Here is a 21,745-nt window from a genome sequence, read left to right as displayed (position 1 = left end):
ACTATGCTGGCCAGCGCCAGCACCCGCTTCGCAACTGAAGCTGCGCCGGGACGGGTCTGGGAGATCAGGCCCCCCACCCCTCCCCTTCGGCAGGAGCGTGAGCAACAGGCTTCCTCTCTTCTCCCCCCAGGCCACGGAGATTACCGAAAAGTTTGACATCCTGCATTATGGCACGGCGCCGTCGCGGTTTCAAGGTAGAATAGTGGCAATGCTACCAACACCACGTTTGCTCATCCTGCTGCTGCTGGCTGCCCCGCCAATCGCCCTGTCGGCCTTTGCGCCGGCGCTGATCTGGCTCGTGCTCGCCTATCTCGTCATTGTGGCAGGGGCAACGCTGAGCGACGCCCTCCTGGCCGCCAGGCCGGCCCAGATCGAAGTGGAGCGCATTCATGAGGCGCAGCTCTCGCTGGGCGCCGCGAACCCGATCACGATCATTCTCGCCAATGCCAGCCCCCGGCCCGTGGCTTTTACCTTGCGCGACGAACACCCCCACGAGTTCCCCGCCGACGCGCAATTCTTGAGCGGCGCCATCCCGGCCTACGACATCTACGAGGCGCGCTACCACGTGCGCCCCCTGCGCAGGGGCGACTACCACTTCGGCGATGTGGTGCTGCGCTACCGCGGGCCGCTAGGGATGCTCATCCGGCAGGCGCGCTATCCGGCGGCGGCCAGTGTGCGGGTCTATCCAAACGTGCTGGAGTTGCGCAAGTATGACCTGCTTGCACGCCGGGGCATGCTGCGCGAGCTGGGGCTGCGCCCGACACGCACGCGGGGGATGGGGGGCGAGTTCGATCGCCTGCGCGACTACACTCCCGACGACGAGTTCCGGCGCATCAACTGGAAAGCCACCGCCCGGCGGGTGCGCCCGATTGCCGCAGACTACCAGGCCGAGCGCAGCCAGCACCTGATCTGCGCGATTGACTGCGGGCGGCTGATGGCCCCGCCGGTGGGCGACCTGATGCGTATAGACTATGCGGTCAACACCGCCCTGCTGCTCAGCTACGTCGCCCTGTTACGGGGCGATCACGTGGGGTTGCTCGCCTTTGCCGACGGTGTACGCACCTACGTGCCCTCCCGGCGCGGCAAGCCGCAGTTCCGGCGCCTGCTGGAAAGCCTGTACAACGTGCAGCCTGAGCCGGTGGAGGCCGACCACGGCGCGGCCCTGCGCTATCTGGCGCAGCGGCAGCGCCGCCGCGCCTTGATCGTCCTCTTCACCGACCTGGCGCTCCCCGAGGCGGCCGAGCCGCTGGCGACCCATCTGGCCCGGCTGGCGCGCCACCATCTGCCCCTGTGCGTCACCGTCAGCGACCCGTTTGTAAGCGACGCAGCCGGCCAGCCAGCGCGCGACGGCGCCAGCCTCTACCGGCGCGCTGTGGCCGAAGAGCTGCTTGACGAACGGCGCGCGCTGCTTGACCGGCTCAACCGCGCCGGGGTGCTCACCATAGACGTGCCCGCCGACCATCTCAGCGCGGGCGTGGTGAACGCCTATCTTCGCCTGAAGGCCCAGGGAAGGCTGTGATACAATTTCGGATTGTGGATTTTGGATTGCCGTATATGGCGTCCCGATGAGATCTGGCAGGAGGGAACCAGGCGCCTCCTCCCGGCGGGGGGAGACGCCTGGTTCCCTCTCTCGCCGGGAGGGCTGGGGAGAAGGTGCGGAGCTTCCCTGCGCCCATTTCGGGTCCGGTTACTTCCTCTCGTCGTGTTGCAGAGCAGCGACTTGCCGCCGCTGCAGGTCGCGGATCTCGGTGAGCAGCTTCACTTCCTCAGTTGGCTCAGGCTTAGGCGCGTATCTGGCCGCCAGATTGCCAAAGGGGCGCACGATGAAGAAATAGACCACCAGGGCTTTGAGCAGGAACGTCACCAGTGCCGAAAGGAACAGCCCGATCGGAAAACTGCCGAAGACGATCGAGGCGAGATCCTCGCCCGCGCCGCCGAGCAGTATGGCGATGAGCGGGTCAATGAAGGCTGCGATGAAACCATCAACCACCTGACCAAATGCCGCGCCGATCACCACCGCCACCGCCAGATCGACCACGTTCCCCCGCAGGATGAAATCACGGAAGCCCTTCAACATCGTGATTCCTTTCTAGCTCCTTCTCAACGGCAGCAGATATGAGCATAGGAAAATCGGGGTTCCCTATTGCCCCCGCCTGAGGAGCGTCGGAGGGCTCCGCCCGACCACGAACAGCTCGAAGCCGCTTGCGCGGACGGCGGCGTCTAGCTGCCTGAACGCCCGGCGATCCACTTGCAGCCGCACCTTGAGCCGCAGCCACAAAAGGGGCGGTCTGCCGCAAGTGGATCACGAAGCTATATCCAAGCAACTATGACGTCGCGCAACCGTACTCCGTCACTGCGGATCGCAAGCCCAGAGATCTTAACAGAGCGTTGCGATTAGTTTTCACAATCTTTGCGTTGACTTTGCTATTCTGATCATGGTTTCACAAGCGCACCACACGCGGACCATTCCGAAAGGCAAGGTTATGGCACGCCCGAAACGACCGCCGCATCCTATGCTCAGGGTGGCCCGCGAGCATCTGAACCAGCTCGATCCCGATCTGCGGAACGAGCCTATTCATCTGCGAATGCTCGACGGTCCTCCTGGCTCCCCGCGCTATGCCGTATATGTCGGCGCCTGCCGCCGCGAAGGCGCATGCCCCTACGGGGTGGAGCACATCCTCCCCTGCCCGGTGCTCGACTGCGAACTGCGGAACTCGTTGCGCTTCCTGATGGATCGGGAGGGCAACCTGGTCGAGGTGCTGCACAGCGGCGTCCGCTGGACGGCCTGAGTCGCCTGGCTGCAAAAAAGGGGGATGAGATGGATAGTGTGCGCGTCTGGATGAGCGCCCCGCCGATTGTGGCGCGCGAGACAATGACCCTGCCGCTGGCGCGGCAACTCCTGGCCGAGCAGAATATCCGGCGCCTGCCGGTGGTTAACGAGCGCAACGAACTGGTGGGGATCGTCACCGAGGGCGACATCAACCGCATCTCCGATACGCCTGAGGGCGATCAGGCCGAGTATCGACCCGGCTTGCGCGTCCGGGATCTGCCGTTGCGCGAATTTATGCGCCGGCCGGTGCTGACCGTGTCACCTTCAACCTGTCTGCGCGAGGCGGCGCAGTTGATGATCACCCATCACATCCACGGCGTGCCGGTGGTGCTTGATAAACAGGTCGTCGGCGTAATTACCGTTTCGGATCTGCTGCGCTGGATGGTCGAGTCGGAGACCGAGGACGGGATCGTGACCGTCAGCCCGCCCTCGGCGGCCCGCGATTGAGCGTCGTCGCGGGCAGGAAACCTTAATACCCTTTCCGAGAACGAAGGTCGAAGGCCCGCAGGGGCCTCGTCTTCGTTTTCGCTGCGTCCGGCAACCCTCCGCAGTTACGAAGAGGTTGCTGCAAGGAGGTTCGTATGTACCGCCACATCCTGGTTCCGCTGGACGGGTCGGCCCTCGCCGAACAGGTGCTGCCGCACGTGCGCGAACTGGCAGCCCACGGGGGCACGACGAAGATCACCCTCCTCCGCGCCGTGCCGCCTATCTTTACGTCAAGTGTAGATTACAGCGGGATGCTCGCCGCGAGCACCGCCGACGAACAGGAGAGCCTGAAGAGCGAAGCGCGCGCCTACCTCGAGCGCATCGCCGCGCCGTTCCGCAGCGAAGGATATACCGTGAACGTCGAAGTCAGCACCATGCCCGCCGCCGAGGCTATCCTCGACTACGCCGAGAGCCAGCACGCCGACCTGATCGCCATTGCCACCCACGGCCGCAGCGGGATCAGCCGCTGGGTCTTTGGCAGCGTCACCCAGAAGGTCATCCAGGCCGCCCCTGTACCGGTACTGGTGATCCGGCCCAGGGAACCGCGGTGACAGAGAGGTCGGGTCCTCACCCTCCCCCGCCGCGCTGCGCTCGGCGCCCCCTCCCTCTTCACCTGCGGTGGAGAGGGAGGGGGCCGGGGGGAGGGTGAGGAGCAGCCCCCCTTCATCCCGACGGCAATCCACCATCCACTCTGGGCGCCTGCGAGAGCACGGCACAGCCATCGGCCGTGACCAGCACCAGATCCTCGATCCGCACGCCGCCCCAGCCCTCAATGTAGATCCCCGGCTCGACGCTCGTTACCATCCCTGCCTGCAACGGGACGCCGGGCGCGTCGGGTTGCGCCCGGCGCAACCCCGGCCCCTCGTGCACCTCCAGCCCTACTCCGTGTCCCAGCCCATGACCGAAATGGTCGCCGTGGCCCATGGCCGCAATGTAGGAGCGCGCCAGGGCATCCACCTCGTGGGTCAGCGCGCCTGGACGCATGCCGGCGATCGCTCGCCGCTGGGCCTCCAGCACAATAGCATAGATCCGCCGGAAGCGCTCGTCAGGTTCGCCAAGCACCACTGTGCGCGTCAGGTCAGCGTGGTAGCCATCGACGCGGGCGCCCATATCAATGACAATCGGGCGGTTGAGACCAAGCGGCTCGTCGCCGGGACGTGCGTGGGGCAGGGCGCTATTCGGTCCGGCAGCGACGATAATCGGAAAGGAGATCGACTCGGCGCCGCCGACGCGCAGGGCCACTTCAAGCATCCACGCCGCCTCACGCTCGGTCATCTCCGGGCGCAGCCGGGGCAGCGAGGCGGCAAAGGCCGCGTCGGTGATCGCAATCGCCCGGCGCAGCGTCTGCAACTCGTCATCGTCCTTCACCTCGCGCAGGCGCTCCACCAGCCCCTCCACCGGCGCCAGCTCGGCCACGCCTTCCAGCGCCGCCGAAAGGGCGCGATGCGCGGCCACAGTGACGTGGGCCGCCTCAAAGGCGATGCGGGGCAGACCCAGTTCGGCGGCAGCGGCTTTGAGCGCGACCGGCAAGGGGCGCTCGGGGTTGATGATCTCGCGCACGGCAAAGGCGGGCGCCTCGCGGGCCGCCTGGATGAGGTAGCGGCTGTCGGTGAACAGCAGGCTCACCTCGGAGGCGATCAGCAGCGCGCCATTGCTGCCGGTGAAGCCGCTGAGGTAGCGGACATTGGCCGGGGCGGTAACCAGCAGCGCCGGCAACTCGCGCCCGACGAGGATGGCCCGTAGACGATCCAGACGAGTCTGCATGCCGTGCTCCTTCGCTCGGTCTGTGGGGGTGTGGAGATGTGGAGGTGTGGAGATGTGGAGGTGTGGAGGTGTAGCTGACACTTTCGGGCAGTTTTGAGCTATGCCTCCAGTGTCATTCAGAGTTGCGCCCTGTGGCTCGAAAGTTGCCACAGCTTCACAGCTCCACGCCTCTACACCTCCACACCTCCAAGCTGGAAGGGCTGCTCCTGAGGTCTACGGCGTATACGGCTTCGGCTCAGGAATAGTCGCCGGGTCCACATCGCCGGTCACCGCGTCAACGCCGGTGGTCAGCGTGCCATCGGCCAGGGCCTTGAAGATCTCCTCAAGACGGGCCTTCACCGCGTCAGGGACCAGATTCGCCGTCTCGTGGAACTCCGCCAGGCCGACGCCCTCGCCAGCGGCATCGAAGAGTTCGATGCCGTTCCCCTTAAAGGTGCCCTCGACGACCTTGCCGATCTCCGTGGCCACGGCCACGTCCACGCGCTTGATCGCGCTGGAAAGGATGCGGTTCGCGCCAGGGGCGGCTCCGCGAGCAAAGGTGGTCAGGTACTCGTCCTGATCGACACCGATAACAAAGACGCCCTTCTCGGCGGCGGCCTTGATCGCCCCGGAACCCGTCGGGCCGCCGGCGCCGAAGATCACATCGGCGCCCTCGCCGATCATTTGCTCGGCGCTGGAGGCGCCGAGGGCCGGGTCAATGAACGTGGGCAGATAGACCCCCAGCAGGTTGATGTCCGGGCGCACATACTTCGCGCCATTGTCGAAACCGTTCTTGAAGCGCTTCACCGGGGGGATCTCCTGCCCGGCGACGATGCCGATCGTGCCGCTCTCCGACATCATCGCCGCCAGGGCCCCGGCCAGGAAGCCGGCCTGATCCTCGCGGAACTGCAAACCGACCAGATTGTCGGTCACGCTGCCCTGCTCGTAGAACTGGTCAACGCCGATGAAGATGATGTCCGGATTGGCGGCCGCGGCAGCGACAGTCGCCTCCTGAATCAAGAACCCGACCGTCACGATGATGTCAAACTTCTCGTCCACCAGGGCCTGAATGTTGGCGGCATAGTCGGCCTGGGCAGTGGTTTCGATGTACTTGTACTCGAAGCCGTACTTCTCCTGGGCCATCAGCACGCCTTTGTGAGCGAACTCGTTAAACGTGCCGTCGTTGACCTTACCCAGGTCGGTAACCAGGCCAACACGGAGCTTTTTTGAGGAGTCTGTAGCGCCAGTAGTGGGCGCGGCAGTTGCTGCGGCAGTAGGCGCGGCAGTGGGCGGGGCCGCGGTGGGCGGGGCTGCGGTGGGCGGGGCCGCGGTGGGCGGGGCCGCAGTCGGCTGCGCGGCGCCGCCGCCGCCACAGGCGGCCAGAGCCGGCACCAGCAGCAGCACGACGGCCAGAAGGGTAGTGAGGGATTTGCGCATAGGCTGCATGCTCCTTCGTCAAAACACCGGTTCAACCAAAGAAGGACGGATGTCATATCGGGCGGATTGGCGCCGATTATAGCATATACCGCGGCCCCGGGCGCCCTGGGCGTAGAGCCGGGCCCGGCGGGCCGGCTCTATGCCCCGCCCGGCGGTTATGCGCATCACCACAACGCCGACCGCACCCATCGGCAATCCCAAATCCCAAATCCCCCTACGCCAGCGGCTGCTCGGCGACGACGACGCCATCTTCGTCGGCGTAGAGGTAGTAGCCCGGTCGCAGGGTCAACCCGGCGATATGCAGGGGCACGCCGCGCTGCCCTTCGCCGCGCTTGATGCTGCGGCGCGGCGAGGGGGCCAGCGCCATGATCCCCAGCGCGATCTGCCGCAACTGGGCCGTGTCACGCACGCAGCCGTGCAGCACCACGCCGGCCCAGCCGTTGCCCGCGGCCACTGCTGCCAGCTCGTTGCCCAGCAGCGCGCATCGCAGCGAACCGCCGCCGTCAACCACCAGGATCCGCCCGTTCCCCGGTTCTTCGAGGATGGTCTGCACCAGCGCATTGTCCTCAAAGACCCGCAACGTCTCGATCGGTCCACTGAAGCGGCTCACGCCGCCAAAGTGCCGCAGCAGCGGCTCGGCCACCTGGGCTTCGGGATGGGCATCGCTCAGGTCGGTGGTTTTGAAGCTCATCGGGGTTCTCCTCGCTTTACTATCAGGTCCTATGCGGCTGCGCTGCGCCACACCAGTTGAAAGAGCGTGCGGTTGCTCCACCATGCTACACTATTGCGAAACAGTCGCCGTTCGCGGAGCCGATAATGGCCCTCACGATCACCGAACTGGACGCGACCTGGCAGCCGGACGTGCTGGCCTTTCTGCGCCGCTCGCCCTACCGGAACGCTATTCCTCTCTCCAACGTCACGCAGTTGCGGCAGCGCTGCGCCGTGGTGCTGGCCCACAGCCAGGGCCGGGTGCAGGGGGTCATCTCGCACGACCGCGACCTGCCCTTCCCCGGTCTGTCCTTCGCGGTCGCGTTCGACGAGGCGCTTCCGCCGCTCCTTGGCGCGCTCGGCGAGCGCCTGCCCGCTCTGCGCGGGCAACTCCTGACCACCGTGGCGCCCGAGCAGCGCGCGCGCCAGTTGGCCCGCTTCACCCGCGTCGAAGCGCTGGCCCCGGAGTATCAGATGGTGGTCGAACCAGAGACCCTGCGCCTGCGCGCCGCGCCAGGGGTGCGACGCCTGCGCCACGCCGATCTGCCTGCCATGCACGCCCTCGCCGTCCAGGGCGGCCTGATGGCCTGGCGTCCGGAGGCGCTTGACCTGGGACCGGCCTTCGGCGCCTTCGACGGTGAGCGTCTGCTAGCCATGGCTACGACCCGCTTCGCCACTTCCGATGTGGTTGAGATCGGCAACATCGTCACCTGCCCCGACCACCGGCGGCGCGGACTGGCAAGCGCCTGCGTCAGCGCCCTCGTTCAGACGTGTTTCACCCTGACGCCTCGCGTCTACCTCCTGGTGATGGCCGACAACGCCGCTGCGTTCGCAGCCTGTCGTGCCCTGGGCTTCTGGCCCGCCGAACGGTTCGCCTGCGTGCGCTTCTGGTTGCGGTAGCCGCAACCAGAAGCGGTCGCGACAGGCGACGCCTCGTTTCCCCACGTCCCTGCCCAGCGGCAGGGTCCGGGAGGGCCACGCCTTCCCAGGAACATTTTCTGTGAACTAAGTTTTTTGCTTAATCCACTCCCTCCCCAATCCTCCCCCGCTGGGGAGGGTGTCTGGGTCCTCCCCCCAACGGGGGGAGGCTGGGAGGGGGGCGAAAATGCCAGGAAACTCACTTCACAGACCACACGCCCGCAGGGCGGAGGCGGTCAGATCCGCGGTCGCCGGCGCCAGAACCCGGTCGCATGTTCAAAGGCGTGGCCCAGCCTGAGCAGGCCGAGTTCATTGCGCGGGCGCGCAACGATCTGCAGGCCCACTGGCAACCCCTCGGGCGTGAAGCCCGCCGGCACAGCCAGAGCTGGCGCGCCTGTAGCGCTGATCCAGTAACACGAGCGCATCCATTCCAGGTAACTGCCCATCGCCACACCGTTGATGCTGGTGACATACGGTTGCTCGACCGGAAAGGGCGGAACCTGGCTTACCGGGAGAACCAGATAGTCATAGCGCTCGAAAAAGGCGCGCACCCGGGCCAGCAACTCGCCGTGCAGCCGCATCGCCCGCGCCACCTGGGAACCGGTAAGGCGCCGCCCCTGCTCGATGTTCCAGATTACCGTGTCCTTGAGCTGATCGCCATGGGCATCGAGCAACTCGCCGAGGTTCAGTTCGAAGCTCAATGCCCGCAGGGTGAGAAAGATCTCATCGGCATCGCGCAGATCGGGCGTAGCCTCTTCGACGATGCAGCCCAGGGTCGCAAAGGTTGCTCGCTGGCTCTCCACCACCGCGGTCACACGCGGATCGACCGGCAAGCCGCCGAGATCGGGACTCCAGGCCACGCGCGCGCCTCGGAGGGCGGACGCGCTGCAGCGCGCCCGACGTGGAGAACTCCAGGCCACGCGCGCGCCTCGGAGGTCATAGTCAAGGGGCTGCGCGAAGATGTGGCTGACTTCCTCGAAGGAGAGCGGATCGCGCGGATCGGTCCCGGCAATCGCCGCCAGCATCAAAGCCACATCGCCCACGGTGCGGGCCATAGGCCCCTCCACCGTCAGGGGCAGATAGGGCGCGCGGTTGGGCCATACTGGCACGCGCCCGGGGGTCGGGCGCAGACCCACCACGTTGCAGAAGCTCGCCGGATTGCGCAAACTGCCGCCCATATCCGAGCCGTCGGCCAGGGCGATGAAGCCGCAGGCCAGGGCCACCGCCGCGCCGCCGCTGCTTCCGCCGCAGGTCATGCCCAGATCATACGGGTTGCGCGTGGCGCCAAAAACCGGGTTAAAGGTCTGCGAACCGGCGCCGAACTCCGGCGTATTCGTCTTGCCCAGCGTAATGGCCCCCGCCGCCTTGAGACGGGCCACAATCAGCGCGTCGGCGTCGGGCGCGTGGTTGGCGAAAATCGGCGAGCCATAGGTGGTACGCACGCCACGGGTATCTAGCAGATCCTTGTGCGCGACGGGCAAGCCGTAGAGCGGCGCCGCGGCGGGAGAGGGCGCCGTTCCGTCGGCCAGGGCCGCGTCGTAGGACCGGGCGACGGCCATGGCCTGCTCGGCGGTGAGCGTAACGATGGCGTTGACCAGCGGGTTAAGGCGCTCGATGCGGCGCAGATGCGCTTGCAGCACCTCAACACAGGTCACCTGGCGCGCGCGAATCGCCGCTGCCAGCTCACGGGCCGGGCTAAAACACCACTCCTCAGACATCCGCCACCTCATCGGCCCGCCGGAGAACTCGGCTCGCTCGGCATAGCGTCCCTGGAGACAGTGTTATACTGCTTCTGGTCGGAGGACATTGCTGCGTCCGGCAAGTTCTCGAACGGGAGGGTCCGGGGGGTTGCCCTCCGCGACCCTCTCCCGGCAGGGGCGTGGACGATAGAAGGAACCATGTGAGCGCGCCCATTCTCATCTATGGAGCGAATGGCTACACGGGCAGGCTGGTCGCTCAGCAGGCTGTGGAGCGAGGGCTGCGCCCGATCCTGGCGGGTCGCAACGCCGATGCAGTGGGCGAAGTGGCCCGCCGTCTCGATCTGCCCCACCTGGCGGTCAACCTGGACGACATGGCCGGGCTCGAGGCCGCCCTCCGCGGGCGAGTAGCAGTGATCCACTGCGCCGGACCGTTCATCAGAACCAGTCGCCCTATGGCGAATGCCTGTCTGCGCATGGGGGTGCACTACATTGACATTACCGGCGAGATTGCCGTTTTTGAGGAGCTGCACGCCCGCGACGGCGAGGCCCGCGCGGCAGGGATCATGCTTCTGCCCGGCGCGGGGTTTGATGTTGTGCCGAGCGACTGTCTGGCCGTGCATTTGAAACGACGTCTTCCCGAGGCCACGCACCTGGCGCTCGCCTTCCAGGGGCTGGGCGGGATTTCGCGAGGCACGGCCCTGACGGCGCTGGAGAGCCTGGACACGATGGGCGCGGTTCGGCGCGACGGCGTGATTGTGACCTCGCCGCTGGGTGAACTCAGGCGCCAGGTGGATTTTGGGCGCGGCCCGGTAGATGTTGTGGCCATCCCCTGGGGAGATGTCAGCAGCGCCTATTATAGCACGGGCATTCCGAACATCATCGTATATGCCTACATAGGCCGGTTCGGAGCGCTGCTTGCAGGGCAGGGGCAACTGTTGGCCCCGGCTCTTGGCGCGCGCGCCACGCGCCGCTTCTTACGCTGGCTGATCCGGCGCGGGCCGGACGGCCCGAGCGATGCCGAACGGGCGCGCGGCCAGGGCCTGCTCTGGGGAGAAGTGATCGACGCGGCCGGGCGTATCGCGATCTCGCGCCTGCGCACGCCCGAAGCCTACACTCTCACCGCCGCGACCGCCGTGCTCATCGCCGAGAAGGTGCTCGCCGGCCAGGCCCCGCCCGGCTTCCAGACGCCTGCTCTGGCCTACGGCCCGGACCTGATTATGGAAATCGCCGGGGTCGAGCGCACCGACCTGGAACTCCAGGACGCTCCAGACATCACCGCGAGCCCGCCCCCGGAACCGGCGCTGCCGGTTGCCGCGCCGGTCGAGGCGGAGCAGGACGAACTGGCCATTGCCGAAGAAGCCCTGGCGCGCCTGGAAGATCGCATCGGCGCCTTTACCGCCTACACCATCGCCTCCGACTTCCTGGAACTCCAGGAGATCTACCGCGGCTCCTTTGAGCGCCTCAAGGAGGAGGACTGGAACCGGCGCATCGAGCGCCGCACTGAAGCATGGACGATGCGGCAGGCCCTGGCCCACACCCTCAGAATGACCGAGCTGTACAACCAGGTCATCCAGAGCGGCCTGGAAGGTCGCCCGACGGTCATCCCCGGCCTGGCACGCCGCGAGGACATCCTCTCCTTCAACGATGCCGCCGTTGCCACCGGCGCGGAGCGGCCGGTAGGAGAACTGATCAGCGCCTTTCTGGAGGCCCTTGGCACGGCAGCGCGGATGGCCGCGCCGCTGGGCGCCGAAAGCCTGGGGCGGCTGGTCGCCGTGCCTCTCTTCAGTCGCGCGCCCACGGTGGCCGAACTCTTCGGCTGCTCCCTGGCCAATGCTGGCATTGTCCGCGGCGCGCACCTGGCCGTCTCCCGCTCACGCCCCATCTGGATCTTCTTCAGCCCCGGCATGATGCGACGCCAGCTTACGCGCTTCTTCCACCTGCTCGGCCTGGCGTACTGGCCCGAGCGCGGGGGCGATCTCTACGCCACCATCGCCATCAATGTCGAAGGGCAAGGAGGCGGTAGCTGGCACGTCCGCATCGGCCCGGAGGGCGGCATAGGAAAAATCGGGCGCGCCCGAACCACTGATGTCACGTTTACCTTTGCCAGCGCCGATCTGCTCTGCCGCCTGCTGACGGGCCAGACGAGGCCCTGGCGACACATCGTGATGCGCCGGATGCACGTCAGCGGCAACCTCGGCCTGGCCCGGCGCGTTCCGGGCCTGTTTGCACTGCCCTAGCCGGCCCGGAGGAGGAGCGTTGCGCCCCGCCGAGAACCATTTTCCGCGGCGGCGTCCGAAGCTGCGCAGATAGCCGCCGTCCCCGGCTGTTCAAGCCCGCCGCAGAGCGCGCAGGGCCGCGCAGAGGACGAGCTTCAAATCGATCTGCAGTCAACTCTGCGTGCTTAACGGTGAGTCCATGCGTTGGAACACGTCTACTGACCAGCCGAACGCTGCAGGATTTGCTGGCGCTCCTCGGCAGTGATCAGCCCGAATTCATTCCCGCGGTTGAGATAGACCAGCTCCTCGTTTTTAACCTGAACGATCAGATCCGGCGCCGCATCACCATTCATATCGTCGAGGCGCATGGTCACCGGCGTGAGATCCTCCCCCGCTCCGATCAGGTAGGGTCCGGGGATGGCGCGCACCTTGCTCGGATCGCTGCCGGCAATCTCCACAATCAACACCTGCCGATCCAGGTTCATCGCAATCAGGTGGGTGGGGCCGTTGGACTCCTCCGGTCGCCCGACGTTGGCGGTCAGATGAAAGGTTCGTGGCCGCCCATAGGCCAGGTCGTCACGCACGGTGCGTACAAAGGCGATGGCGCTGCTCAGCACTACATAGACCGCGAGGAGGGCCAGGATGCCGGTAACCATGTAGGCCAGAGCGCCGAGGTTGCCAATCGGCACATTCACTGGAAAGCGGCGTTCACTGTGCAAATCGCGGCTCTGAACAGCCATTGTTTTCCTCCTCTCGCGGGCTATGCATGTGGTACATTTGTACTATAGCTCAGATGTTCTAAGTATAGCAATGGTTTGCCTGCACGTCAAGCCCATCGCTGCCAGTGGCGCCGCGACACGTTCCGCAGGCGCTCCGCGCGCGGCGGCTGATCTGATCAGGAGGATGTGCTCCTGGCTGCCCTGGCGGATCACGTGCGGGTCTGCGAGGCCGTGGATCGCTTCCAGCACTCCGAGGTGGTCACCTACCATGAGGTCGCCCTGCCCCCCGGGACGGGCGAAGAGGAGGAGTGGGGCAAGGGCGAGACCGCGTCGGTGACGCGGTTCCGCAGCATGCATCCCGCCACGATCACTGCCGAGCACCTGCGCGGCGTCTGGCGGCCCGACGCCGTTCACGCCGCCGCTCTGCGCGACCGGGAGGGCATTCAGCTCTGGGCGCAGGAGTACGCGGCGTAGAGCGAGGAGGGAACAAACGGCGCGCGGCCGGTCGAGGAACTGGCTGACATGCCGCCGCACGGCGACGGCAGCTCGCCCTGGAGCATTTCTCTGAAAGGTTGACGCGAAGGCGCGAAGGCGCAGTGTGTATGCGGGTTGCTGATGCCGGTTCCGCTGGCGGCGCTAGCCAGCTACGCCCCTCGATCCTCGCGCTGCCGCTTCTGGTCGAGGCGCTGCTCGGCGGCGAGACGCTCCAGACCATAGTCGTTTTGATCGACAAAATGCATCCCGCTGGCCAGCGCCGGGTGTACGGCGCTGATCTCGCGAAACATCGCCTGAGCGATCTTGCGGTACGCCGGGTGACCCTGGCGCGCGCTGCGCAGTTCGATCAGGTGATAGGCTTCGCGCAGGTTCAGTTTGACGCGCCAGCGCACCCGAAAGGCGAAGGGCACGGCATACTGGGCCTCGTCTGGGAACTCGGCCCGCAGTACGGCGAACACCTCGGCGGCCTGCTCCAGGGCGGCGCTGTATGCGCGGGCCACGCCAATGTCCTCCAGCTCCGGCGGCACGACGTACCCGTGCTCCGTCGTAAAGCTCTGCCGTTCCTGAGTGAGCACGCGGTGGCGTTGCAGGTCGCGGTACGCGCCGATGTCGGCCAGGATGTCGAAGGTATAGTAGGGTTCCTCGAATGCGCGCCCCGGGCGGTGAAAACGGCTCTGGCGCCGGCCAGTGGCGGCCTCGATTATCGCGAGCCGTTCCGCCGCAGGCATGGCCGCAACCGCTTGCTGCACCGTTGCGAGCGGCGCATCCAGATGCGGGTACAGGATGGCCGCCACGGTCTTGATCTCGGCCTGGGGATCGTAATCAACCAGCCGCACCGCCACGTCATCCGGTGACGACGGGGGGAGGTTCAACCGCGCGGCAAGGGCGGCCACGCGCTCGCGGGTCGTGGCGAGGTACGTCGCATACTCGCGCCCGCGCTCGCTCCTGGCGCGCTTCACAAAGGCGGGGATCACCTGGTCCAGTTCGGCCTGCATCGCCTGGCCAAGCTGCCGGGCCTCGGCGAAGGGCGAAGCGGCCAGCTTGATGAGCAGGTATTCAAAGGCGCGGCCATTGCCAAACAGGCCCACGTTTGTGCGGGTGGCCATGGGCAACAGGCCGCGCAGCAGATCAAGGGATTTGGCGCGGATGGCGCTCGCATAGGCTCGCGGCGAGGTTTCAGGGTCCCGTGGAAACTGCGCCTGCAACCAGGTCTGCACCGGGTCGAGCAGGGCGCTATAGGTGCTGAACAGGTTGTCCATTGCCGCGGTGAAGCGCGTGGCATAGGGCGAAGCCATCAGCGTCGGTTCGCGCAGATAAGCGTACCCATCGGGTCCTGGCAGGTCGAAGCGAACGTAGCGGGTGGACTTCTCCAGCGGCGACAGCCCGAGGCGGCTGTCTTCCAGGAGCTTGGCGGCGATGTTGCTCACGCCCTCACAGGCAATGTGCGCGCCACCGAGTTCGGCCACTGAGTCGTCGCCATAGCCGATGAGCACCCGGTCGTAGAACGCCTCGGCCTCCCTGGCGGCGACCAGTTGCGCAGCGGCGTCTGCGCCGGCTCCGGCCACCATCGAGTCGAAGCCGGACTCCGGCGCGCTGATGAATTCGTCGAGCAGAAGGCGCCGAAGGCTTTTGGCGCTGCGACTGTAGCGCGAGAAAAGGGCCCCCTTGACCACCTCCGGCAGATTGCGCAGGCAGAAGATCGGCCGTTCGGTATTGGTCACGAACGGCTGCAACAGCGCCGTCTCCTGGGGGGTGAAGTGTTCCGTGCTATTCTCAAACATCTGGCGGCTCCCGCGACTCAGTAATACCAGGTCGGGGCATTGTACGGCATCCATGCCTCAGCCGTCCACGGGTATCCTATCAGGGCTGTTGCAAAGACGCAGGCGCCGGTTATATTATTTCGGATTTTGGATTTTGGATTTTGGATTGCCATACAGGGCATCTGAATACGACCTGGCGATGATGCGGACGCATTCTGTTCAACTGGAACCGGGATTAGTCCGCCCGGCGCGGCTCGGGGGGCCGGGCGGGCCGGCTAGCGCTCTGGCCGGCCTCGCCTGCGCTTTTCGTGCCGAGTTCGCGATCAGAGAGGACAACATTCGGCGCCGCGTAGAGCACCGGCTCGTTGAAGCACAGGGCGATGCCAGCTTCATCGAAGGCATCCTTAATCGCCCGGCGGATCTCGCGAGCCATCGCGTGATGGCGTCCGGGTTTGACTCTGGTCAGGGTGCGGATGCTCAGCGTCTGCTCACCGAACTCCTCGATCCCCTGAGTGAAGGTAGGCTCCAGAACGTCGTCAAACTGCTCGTTGATCTCGCGACCGATGGCCTCGATCAGCCTGAAGGCCCGCTTCAGATCGGCATCGTAGGTTACCGGAACGAGCACAACGGCGTAGACGTACCCCTTGGAATAATTGACGATGCTGCCGATCTGGCCGTTGCGCACCAGGTGCAACTGGCCGTCGGGGTCGCGGATGCGGGTCGTGCGCACGTCAATACTCTCGACAATGCCGCGGGCATCTCTGGTCTCGATATAATCGCCGACGAGAAAGAGGTTCTCGAAAAGGATGAAGAGGCCGGAGATCAGATCGGTGGTGACGGGCTGGGCGGCGAGGCCGACAATCAGGCTCAGGCCGCCGAGGCCGACAAGGATGGGGCCGATGTCGAAGCCCAGGATAGAGAGGATGAGTAGCGATCCGCCGAAGATGACGGCATACGTGGCCGCGTTTTTCAGCAGCGGGCCAAAGGTGAGGCGCTGTTGCCACTGCGCATCGCTCAGGTTGCCGCGCACCAGGAAGAAGAGATCAACCAGGAGTTTCAGCAACTCGATTACAACGCGGCCGAGGAAGAAGATCCCGATCACCTGCGTGGCGCGCACGCCAAAGGTGGCCAGGTTGGCAAGGGGTTCGATCTGGGTGATGGCAAGGGTTGCCGCCTGCACGTAGATGATGAACTGGAGCGCCTGGCTGGCCAGCGGCAGCAAGGTGCGCAGGAGGTCGTAAAACTGATCGAGCTGGCGCGAGCGCAGATAGGTTTCGCTCAGTGCGTCGAGGGTATTGATGATCGCGCCGAGGAGGCCGACCAGCATGCGCCCGACCTGGACGATCAGGAAGATGCGCAACGCTACGAGAAGGTTGGCGCCCACCGCTTCGGGGAACCCGACGAGGCGAGCGCCGGTGATGACGACGAGCAGCCAGGCGCCGATGTGGATCGTCTGTCTCACCAGGCGCAAGAAGAAGTCGAGGCGCTCATCGCTAATGCGAATGGACTCGTTTGTGCTGATCAGGCTGCGCGTCCGCGGCAGCAGGCGCTCGAACAGTTGGAGGCCGTAGCGCGCGAGCACGGCGAGGCCGACAGTAAGCGCCAGCCCGATCCCCAGGCGTTGCCAGAAGCCCGGAGGCAGGGCGGTGGTCAGCAACTCAACGGTGGCGATGCGGAGATCGCGGCCCTGCGCCAAAACGGTGACGCTGAAGATCACTATGGCGGCGGTGCTCAGGAGAAAGAGGGTCAACAGACCGGCGCGAACCAGACGCTGGGCCCGCCCTACATCAAGCCTCTCAAGCGCGGGGAAGCGCACCGCGAAGCGCAGCAGAACATTAACCACGAACGCCAGGCCGGCAAAAAAAAAGGCCAGTGCGAAGAAAACCCCCGCCACGATAAAGACATCGTCGAGCAGAGTGCTGAGGTCCATATCGCGTATACCCCGCTCGGGTCCAGTACTTCTCAGATAAGCTTCTCGCTCCCTCCCCCGCCGGGGGAGAGAGCGCGGCGCCTCCCCCCGGCGGGGGGAGGTTGGGAGGGGGGCTGTAATGATCCGCCTACCCCCATTGACTCCTTCAGCAGAGCGAGCGTCACCGCTGGAGCCATTAGAATACATAATCCCGCCGAGAAAGTCGGAGCCTGCCGGGGTCTTTGTCGCCCCTTGCAGGTCATTTCCACCGGTGGGGCGTCCTGCGGTGGTCCTCCTGCCTGGCGATGTGAACGCGATCAAACCTCCTGGCACTCCTATTTCCGGTACAATACCAGGGAGTGCTCCCGTCTTTCCTACACCGGCGAAACCTATGCTCGACCTCACCGTCGTTGACCATCTGTTGACCACCACCCGCGCGGTGCGCAAGCGGCTCGACCTGGAGCGACCGGTGGAACCTGAGGTTATCGAGCGCTGCCTGGAGATTGCTACCCAGGCCCCCAGCGGCTCCGACCGCCAGCGCTGGCACTTCGTGGTGATCACCGACCCGGCCCTGCGCCAGGGCCTCGCCGCGCTCTACCGCCGAGCGTTCTACGCCTACTGCAACGCGCCGCAGGGGCCGCACGGCGGGCCGTATCTCACTTCAACCTCGCTGAAAGAGTCGGCGGTGCACCTGGCCGAGCAGTTCCACCGCATCCCGGTGCAGGTGCTCTTCTGCTACGAGGGGCGCGTTGAGGATCAGGGGCCGCTGGCCCAGGCCTCCCTCTACGGCTCGATCCTGCCGGCGGTCTGGTCGTTTATGCTGGCCCTGCGCGCCCGCGGCCTCGGCTCGGTGTGGACCACGCTGCACCTGCGCTACGAGCGCGAGGCGGCGGCGCTGCTCGGGCTGCCGGAGAACCTGACCCAGGCGGCGCTGATCCCCGTCGCCTACTATACCGGCGACGATTTCCGCCCCGCAAAACGCGTCCCGGCGCGCCGGTGCACGCACTGGAACGGCTGGGGGAGACAACGGATGCGTGACGGAGGCGACACGACGGCGCAGCCAGCCGCTCCAGATGATCGCAGGGACGGAACGGGCGATACGGAGTTCCATTAAGATAAGCTTCTCGCCCCCACCCCAACCCTCCCCCGCTGCGGGAGGGAGGCCGGCGCCTCCCCCCAACGGGGGGAGGTTGGGAGGGGGGAGCGTGCCGTATTTGAAAGGCGGTATTGGGTTAGATTATGGCGCGACCCAGACGGCACACGCTCGCCGTGATCGCCGGCGAGCGCACCCAGACGCTGGATGTGCCCGATGGCGCGAATTTGCGCCAGGCGCTGCTCGCCGCCGGTCTGTCGCCGTATGCGGCGTTGACCCGCCAGCTCAATTGCGGCGGGCGCGGCCTCTGCGCGACCTGCGGCGTCTGGCTGGAGACCGGCGCGCCGCCGCCCGCGCACTGGCACGACGAACTCGCCGCCCGCTTCGGCTATCCGCGGCTTTCCTGCCAGATCACCGTGACGAGCGACCTGACCGTGCGCCTCGTGACCGACAAGCGCGTCTGGGGCCGGCGCGATCCCGCGCGGCGCTGGCGAGCGTCGGATGGGTAGCGAGGCAGGCTTCCATAGAAGATGACCAGAAGGACCGGAATTCCGCCTTTTCCGCGAGGTGCGCCATGAGCTTCTTTCGCGATTATCGCCAGCACGCCGGCGCGAACCCGGCGAAGTTCTTCAAAGCGACGCTCTTCCAGAGCGAGCGGCTGCTGCTGGGTCTGAACTGCCTCGAGCCAGGTCAGGAGCAGCACGTGCATACCCACGCCGGCCAGGACAAGTTCTACTTCGTCGTCGAGGGTACGGGCACGTTCACCGTGGGCGACGAGGTGCGCGAGGTTGGGGAGGGCTGGACCGTCTGGGCGCCGGCCGAGGCGCCGCACGGCGTGATCAACACCGGTACGCGGCGGCTGGTGCTGCTGGTCGGCATCGCTCCGGCCCCGGAGGGGTGAGCGCGATGGATGACGCTGCTACGGATCGCGCGGGCGCGCACCGTGTTCGCCCTTCCGGCGGCGAGGCGTGCAAGGGAGGCGTGGCGATCCGGATGGAGGACGCTCTCAGGTGCAGGGTTTTTTGGGCGAGCAGGGGTTTTCGGCATTCCAATGCGCTTACGGTCTTCACCCCCCCTGCTCCCCTCTCCCGCTCGGGGAGAGGGGGGAGTTGGGCGTCTCAATGCCCTGGATGGCGCATGCGATGCGAGTGTGCGCCGGAAAACCCGACACCTGAGAAGTCAGCGCCCCCTGGATCGGGCCGCGACACCCGGTGCAGCCATTCGTTATGAGCGAGCCGCGGGCGGCGTTTCCGTATCCTGGCGCACCACGCTGAATGACCGCGGGGTACGGCGGGGTTCAACTGGATCAGCGCTTCGGGCCAGAGCAGGCCGTCGTGGATGGCCTCGTCCACCTTTGCGCGAATGGCCGGATCGCGGATCTGGAAGAAGCTGCTGATGTAGGCGTTGTAGTCTTCAATCAGGCGGTCGCGGAGGTCAAAGATGTTCATGGCGCACCGACCTGCGTTCCAGGAAGCGACAACGGCGCTGGCATACGAAACGCGAGAAGCGCCAGAAAAGATGTCAGAGAATAGCTCTGAGTATACCACGCGACCGGCACAGATGCGCGACGCCTGGACGCCGACTTCAAGATTGTCATCCGGAAGGCGCGGGAGACCAAAAAAAAGGCCAGACGCCTGGTGGCGTGGCCTTTAAGCCTGGATGGGGTGCCTGATGGGTCTCGAACCCACAACCTCCTGATCCACAGTCAGGCGCTCTAACCATTGAGCTACAGGCACCACGTTGTTTGTACCACGAGTATAGCATAGCGCGAAAGCGACTGTCAAATCACTCAGTGTCCGAGGGTGCGACGAAAAGTTCTGCACGTTCCCCTTCGCCCGGCGGCTGAAGCCGCGGGCTAACGTCCTGCGAAGCCGGCCTGCGCCGGCTTCAGCAGGCTACGGAGGCAGCCTTCGCAATGCTAGCCGGAGCCTTCAGGCTCCCGGCGGGCCGGTGGGCCGCGGCACGTGCAGAACTTTACGTCACACCCGGTGTCCGAGTACGATCACCCGAGGGGGAGGGAACCGCGCTCCTCCCCCCGTTGGGGGGAGGCTGGGAGGGGGGCGGAAAGGCAGGGAAACGTCGTTCACCGACTAGTAAGTGGTCTGTAAACAAAGTCTTGTGCTACATCCCTGCCCCCTCCCTGACCCTCCCCCGCCGGAGGAGGGCGTCCGGCTCCTCCCCCCAACGGGGGGAGGCCGGGAGGGGGGCGGACACCAGGAAACTGACCCCATAGACTATTTAGCCTGAACAGGTACATGAATCACCACTATTGAACTGTGTATTACAATTACAATAACGATAGAGAGGTGCTCCCTACTCTGTGGGAGATTGCCAACTGCAGGCGCTTCAGTGCGAAGGTCTATTGGCTATGCCGGCAATGCGCTTTCCCGAAGGCTTCATCTGGGGCGTCGCTACGTCGGCCTACCAGATCGAAGGCGCGGTGAAGGAAGACGGGCGCGGTCCCAGTATCTGGGACCGGTTCAGCCACACCCCGGGCGCGACGCGCGACGGCCATACCGGCGATGTCGCCTGCGACCACTACCACCGTTACCAGGAGGACGTGGCGCTGATGGGCGAACTCGGCGTGAAGGCCTACCGCTTCAGCATTGCCTGGCCGCGCATTCTTCCTGACGGGCGCGGCGCAGTCAACCAGGCCGGGCTCGACTTCTACCGCCGCCTGGTGGACGCGCTTCTGGCGCGCGGCATTACCCCCTATGCCACGCTCTACCACTGGGATCTGCCCCTGGCGCTGGAGGAAGCAGGAGGCTGGCCGTCGCGCGACACGGCCTACGCCTTCGCCGAGTATGCCGGTATCGTCGCTACCGCCCTCGGCGATGTCGTCCGCCACTGGATCACCATCAATGAGCCGTGGTGCGTGAGCATGCTCGGCTACCAGCTCGGCGAGCACGCCCCCGGCCGTCGCGATATGCCCGCAGCCCTCGCCGCCGCCCACCACACCCTCCTCGCCCACGGTCTGGGCGTGCAGGCTATCCACGCCGCCGCCCCCGGCGCCCAGGTGAGCATCGCCCTGAACTGCGAGGCCGCCGTTCCCCTTTCGGATCACCCTGTTGATCGCGACGCGGCCCGCTTCCGCGATGGTTACTACAATCGCTGGTTCCTCGATCCGGTGTGCGGCCACGGCTACCCCGGCGATATGGTCGCCGACTACCGCGCCGCGGGCTACCTCCCCCACGGCATGCATTTTGTGCGTCCCGGCGATCTGGCCATTATCGCCACGCCCACCGATTTCTTCGCCCTGAACTACTACACCCGCGTGGTGGTGGCCGGGGGGCCTACCCCATGGGAGCACCGCCTGGTCACCCTTGAACGTCCCCGCACCGCCATGGGCTGGGAGATCTATCCCGAGGGCCTGTATAGGTTTTTGCTGCGGCTCTACAGTCATTACAATCAATCTCGCATTTTGATCAGCGAGAATGGCGTAAGCTACCTCGATCCGGTTGAAGCCGACGGGCGCGTGCGCGACGAGCGGCGCATCGCGTTCCTGCGCGAGCATCTGGAGTTCTGCTATCGCGCCATCCAGGCCGGCGTGCCGCTCATCGGCTACTTCTACTGGTCATTGCTGGATAATTTCGAGTGGTCCCTGGGCTACCACCAGCGATTTGGCCTGGTCCACGTTGATTACGCGACGCAGCGGCGCATCCCCAGGGATAGTTTTAGCTGGTACCGTGATGTCATTGCCGCCAATGGCTTTTAGCGCCACGCGCATTCCG

Annotated in this window: 20 protein-coding genes and 1 tRNA gene; 11 read left to right on the top strand and 10 right to left on the bottom strand. The window is 65.8% G+C overall.

Translation table 11 applies throughout. From position 1 onward, the window contains the following. The first annotated feature begins 208 nt into the window (after positions 1 to 208). A complete protein-coding gene (locus NZU74_03690) occupies positions 209 to 1,519 on the top strand; it encodes a DUF58 domain-containing protein (GenBank protein MCS6880412.1) in 1,311 nt (436 codons plus the stop codon). 168 nt (positions 1,520 to 1,687) lie between these two features. Here NZU74_03690 and mscL read toward each other — a convergent pair whose 3' ends face one another. Further along, on the bottom strand, positions 1,688 to 2,077 hold the full coding sequence (gene mscL, locus NZU74_03685) for a large conductance mechanosensitive channel protein MscL (protein ID MCS6880411.1): 390 nt from the start codon (positions 2,075 to 2,077) through the stop codon (positions 1,688 to 1,690). Between the two features lie 406 nt (positions 2,078 to 2,483). On the opposite strand from mscL, the gene NZU74_03680 reads away from it, so the two are divergent. The 3 genes from NZU74_03680 to NZU74_03670 all read left to right on the top strand — a co-directional run bounded on the left by NZU74_03680 (position 2,484) and on the right by NZU74_03670 (position 3,867). Beyond that, the gene (locus NZU74_03680; protein MCS6880410.1) at positions 2,484 to 2,789 is read left to right on the top strand and encodes a hypothetical protein; all 306 of its coding nucleotides are present in this window, start codon (positions 2,484 to 2,486) and stop codon (positions 2,787 to 2,789) included. Between the two features lie 29 nt (positions 2,790 to 2,818). Continuing rightward, positions 2,819 to 3,277: a CBS domain-containing protein gene (locus NZU74_03675; GenBank protein MCS6880409.1), complete on the top strand. Its 459-nt coding sequence runs from the start codon at positions 2,819 to 2,821 to the stop codon at positions 3,275 to 3,277. Between the two features lie 134 nt (positions 3,278 to 3,411). Then, positions 3,412 to 3,867 (top strand): universal stress protein, encoded by a 456-nt coding sequence (locus NZU74_03670; GenBank protein MCS6880408.1) that lies wholly within the window; start codon positions 3,412 to 3,414, stop codon positions 3,865 to 3,867. Positions 3,868 to 3,979: 112 nt separating this feature from the next. On the opposite strand, the gene NZU74_03665 is transcribed toward NZU74_03670, so the two are convergent. The 3 genes from NZU74_03665 to rraA all read right to left on the bottom strand — a co-directional run bounded on the left by NZU74_03665 (position 3,980) and on the right by rraA (position 7,187). Then, complete coding sequence (locus tag NZU74_03665; protein MCS6880407.1) at positions 3,980 to 5,080, bottom strand: Xaa-Pro peptidase family protein; 1,101 nt, start codon at positions 5,078 to 5,080, stop codon at positions 3,980 to 3,982. A 213-nt stretch (positions 5,081 to 5,293) separates the two neighbouring features. Continuing rightward, positions 5,294 to 6,496: a BMP family ABC transporter substrate-binding protein gene (locus tag NZU74_03660; protein MCS6880406.1), complete on the bottom strand. Its 1,203-nt coding sequence runs from the start codon at positions 6,494 to 6,496 to the stop codon at positions 5,294 to 5,296. 214 nt (positions 6,497 to 6,710) lie between these two features. Beyond that, on the bottom strand, positions 6,711 to 7,187 hold the full coding sequence (gene rraA, locus NZU74_03655) for a ribonuclease E activity regulator RraA (GenBank protein ID MCS6880405.1): 477 nt from the start codon (positions 7,185 to 7,187) through the stop codon (positions 6,711 to 6,713). A gap of 125 nt (positions 7,188 to 7,312) precedes the next feature. Between rraA and NZU74_03650 the strand changes: the two genes are divergently transcribed. Beyond that, complete coding sequence (locus NZU74_03650; protein MCS6880404.1) at positions 7,313 to 8,104, top strand: GNAT family N-acetyltransferase; 792 nt, start codon at positions 7,313 to 7,315, stop codon at positions 8,102 to 8,104. Between the two features lie 254 nt (positions 8,105 to 8,358). Here the strand turns inward: NZU74_03650 and NZU74_03645 are convergent, their stop codons facing one another. Continuing rightward, complete coding sequence (locus NZU74_03645) at positions 8,359 to 9,840, bottom strand: amidase family protein (protein MCS6880403.1); 1,482 nt, start codon at positions 9,838 to 9,840, stop codon at positions 8,359 to 8,361. 182 nt (positions 9,841 to 10,022) lie between these two features. Here NZU74_03645 and NZU74_03640 point away from each other — a divergent pair, with 182 nt between their 5' ends. After that, on the top strand, positions 10,023 to 12,059 hold the full coding sequence (locus NZU74_03640) for a saccharopine dehydrogenase NADP-binding domain-containing protein (protein MCS6880402.1): 2,037 nt from the start codon (positions 10,023 to 10,025) through the stop codon (positions 12,057 to 12,059). A 194-nt stretch (positions 12,060 to 12,253) separates the two neighbouring features. Here the strand turns inward: NZU74_03640 and NZU74_03635 are convergent, their stop codons facing one another. Continuing rightward, entirely contained in the window at positions 12,254 to 12,778 is a 525-nt protein-coding gene (locus tag NZU74_03635) for a hypothetical protein (GenBank protein ID MCS6880401.1), read from the bottom strand. Between the two features lie 165 nt (positions 12,779 to 12,943). On the opposite strand from NZU74_03635, the gene NZU74_03630 reads away from it, so the two are divergent. Beyond that, the gene (locus NZU74_03630; GenBank protein ID MCS6880400.1) at positions 12,944 to 13,231 is read left to right on the top strand and encodes a hypothetical protein; all 288 of its coding nucleotides are present in this window, start codon (positions 12,944 to 12,946) and stop codon (positions 13,229 to 13,231) included. Between the two features lie 170 nt (positions 13,232 to 13,401). On the opposite strand, the gene NZU74_03625 is transcribed toward NZU74_03630, so the two are convergent. Continuing rightward, positions 13,402 to 15,033, bottom strand: coding sequence for an FAD-dependent thymidylate synthase (locus NZU74_03625; GenBank protein ID MCS6880399.1), 1,632 nt, complete (start codon positions 15,031 to 15,033; stop codon positions 13,402 to 13,404). Positions 15,034 to 15,247: 214 nt separating this feature from the next. Then, positions 15,248 to 16,942, bottom strand: a complete 1,695-nt coding sequence (locus NZU74_03620; protein ID MCS6880398.1) for a mechanosensitive ion channel family protein — start codon at positions 16,940 to 16,942, stop codon at positions 15,248 to 15,250. A gap of 370 nt (positions 16,943 to 17,312) precedes the next feature. On the opposite strand from NZU74_03620, the gene NZU74_03615 reads away from it, so the two are divergent. From NZU74_03615 to NZU74_03605, 3 genes are all read left to right on the top strand, one after another. Next, the gene (locus tag NZU74_03615) at positions 17,313 to 18,035 is read left to right on the top strand and encodes a nitroreductase family protein (GenBank protein MCS6880397.1); all 723 of its coding nucleotides are present in this window, start codon (positions 17,313 to 17,315) and stop codon (positions 18,033 to 18,035) included. Between the two features lie 125 nt (positions 18,036 to 18,160). Continuing rightward, positions 18,161 to 18,523, top strand: coding sequence for a (2Fe-2S)-binding protein (locus NZU74_03610; GenBank protein MCS6880396.1), 363 nt, complete (start codon positions 18,161 to 18,163; stop codon positions 18,521 to 18,523). A gap of 65 nt (positions 18,524 to 18,588) precedes the next feature. Further along, a complete protein-coding gene (locus tag NZU74_03605) occupies positions 18,589 to 18,915 on the top strand; it encodes a cupin domain-containing protein (protein MCS6880395.1) in 327 nt (108 codons plus the stop codon). A 217-nt stretch (positions 18,916 to 19,132) separates the two neighbouring features. Here the strand turns inward: NZU74_03605 and NZU74_03600 are convergent, their stop codons facing one another. Together NZU74_03600 and NZU74_03595 are read right to left on the bottom strand one after the other, a co-directional pair. Next, positions 19,133 to 19,462 carry a hypothetical protein gene (locus NZU74_03600; protein ID MCS6880394.1) on the bottom strand — a complete coding sequence of 110 codons (330 nt, stop codon included), beginning with the start codon at positions 19,460 to 19,462 and terminating at the stop codon, positions 19,133 to 19,135. 212 nt (positions 19,463 to 19,674) lie between these two features. Then, positions 19,675 to 19,750 (bottom strand) — tRNA-His (locus NZU74_03595). Positions 19,751 to 20,382: 632 nt separating this feature from the next. Here NZU74_03595 and NZU74_03590 point away from each other — a divergent pair. After that, positions 20,383 to 21,729, top strand: a complete 1,347-nt coding sequence (locus tag NZU74_03590) for a GH1 family beta-glucosidase (GenBank protein MCS6880393.1) — start codon at positions 20,383 to 20,385, stop codon at positions 21,727 to 21,729. Positions 21,730 to 21,745 lie beyond the last annotated feature (16 nt).

The sequence above is a fragment of the Chloroflexaceae bacterium genome, assembly GCA_025057155.1.
GTDB lineage: Bacteria > Chloroflexota > Chloroflexia > Chloroflexales > Chloroflexaceae > JACAEO01.
Note: the sequence above shows the minus strand (reverse complement) of the source record. Positions and strands in the feature narration are given on the sequence as shown.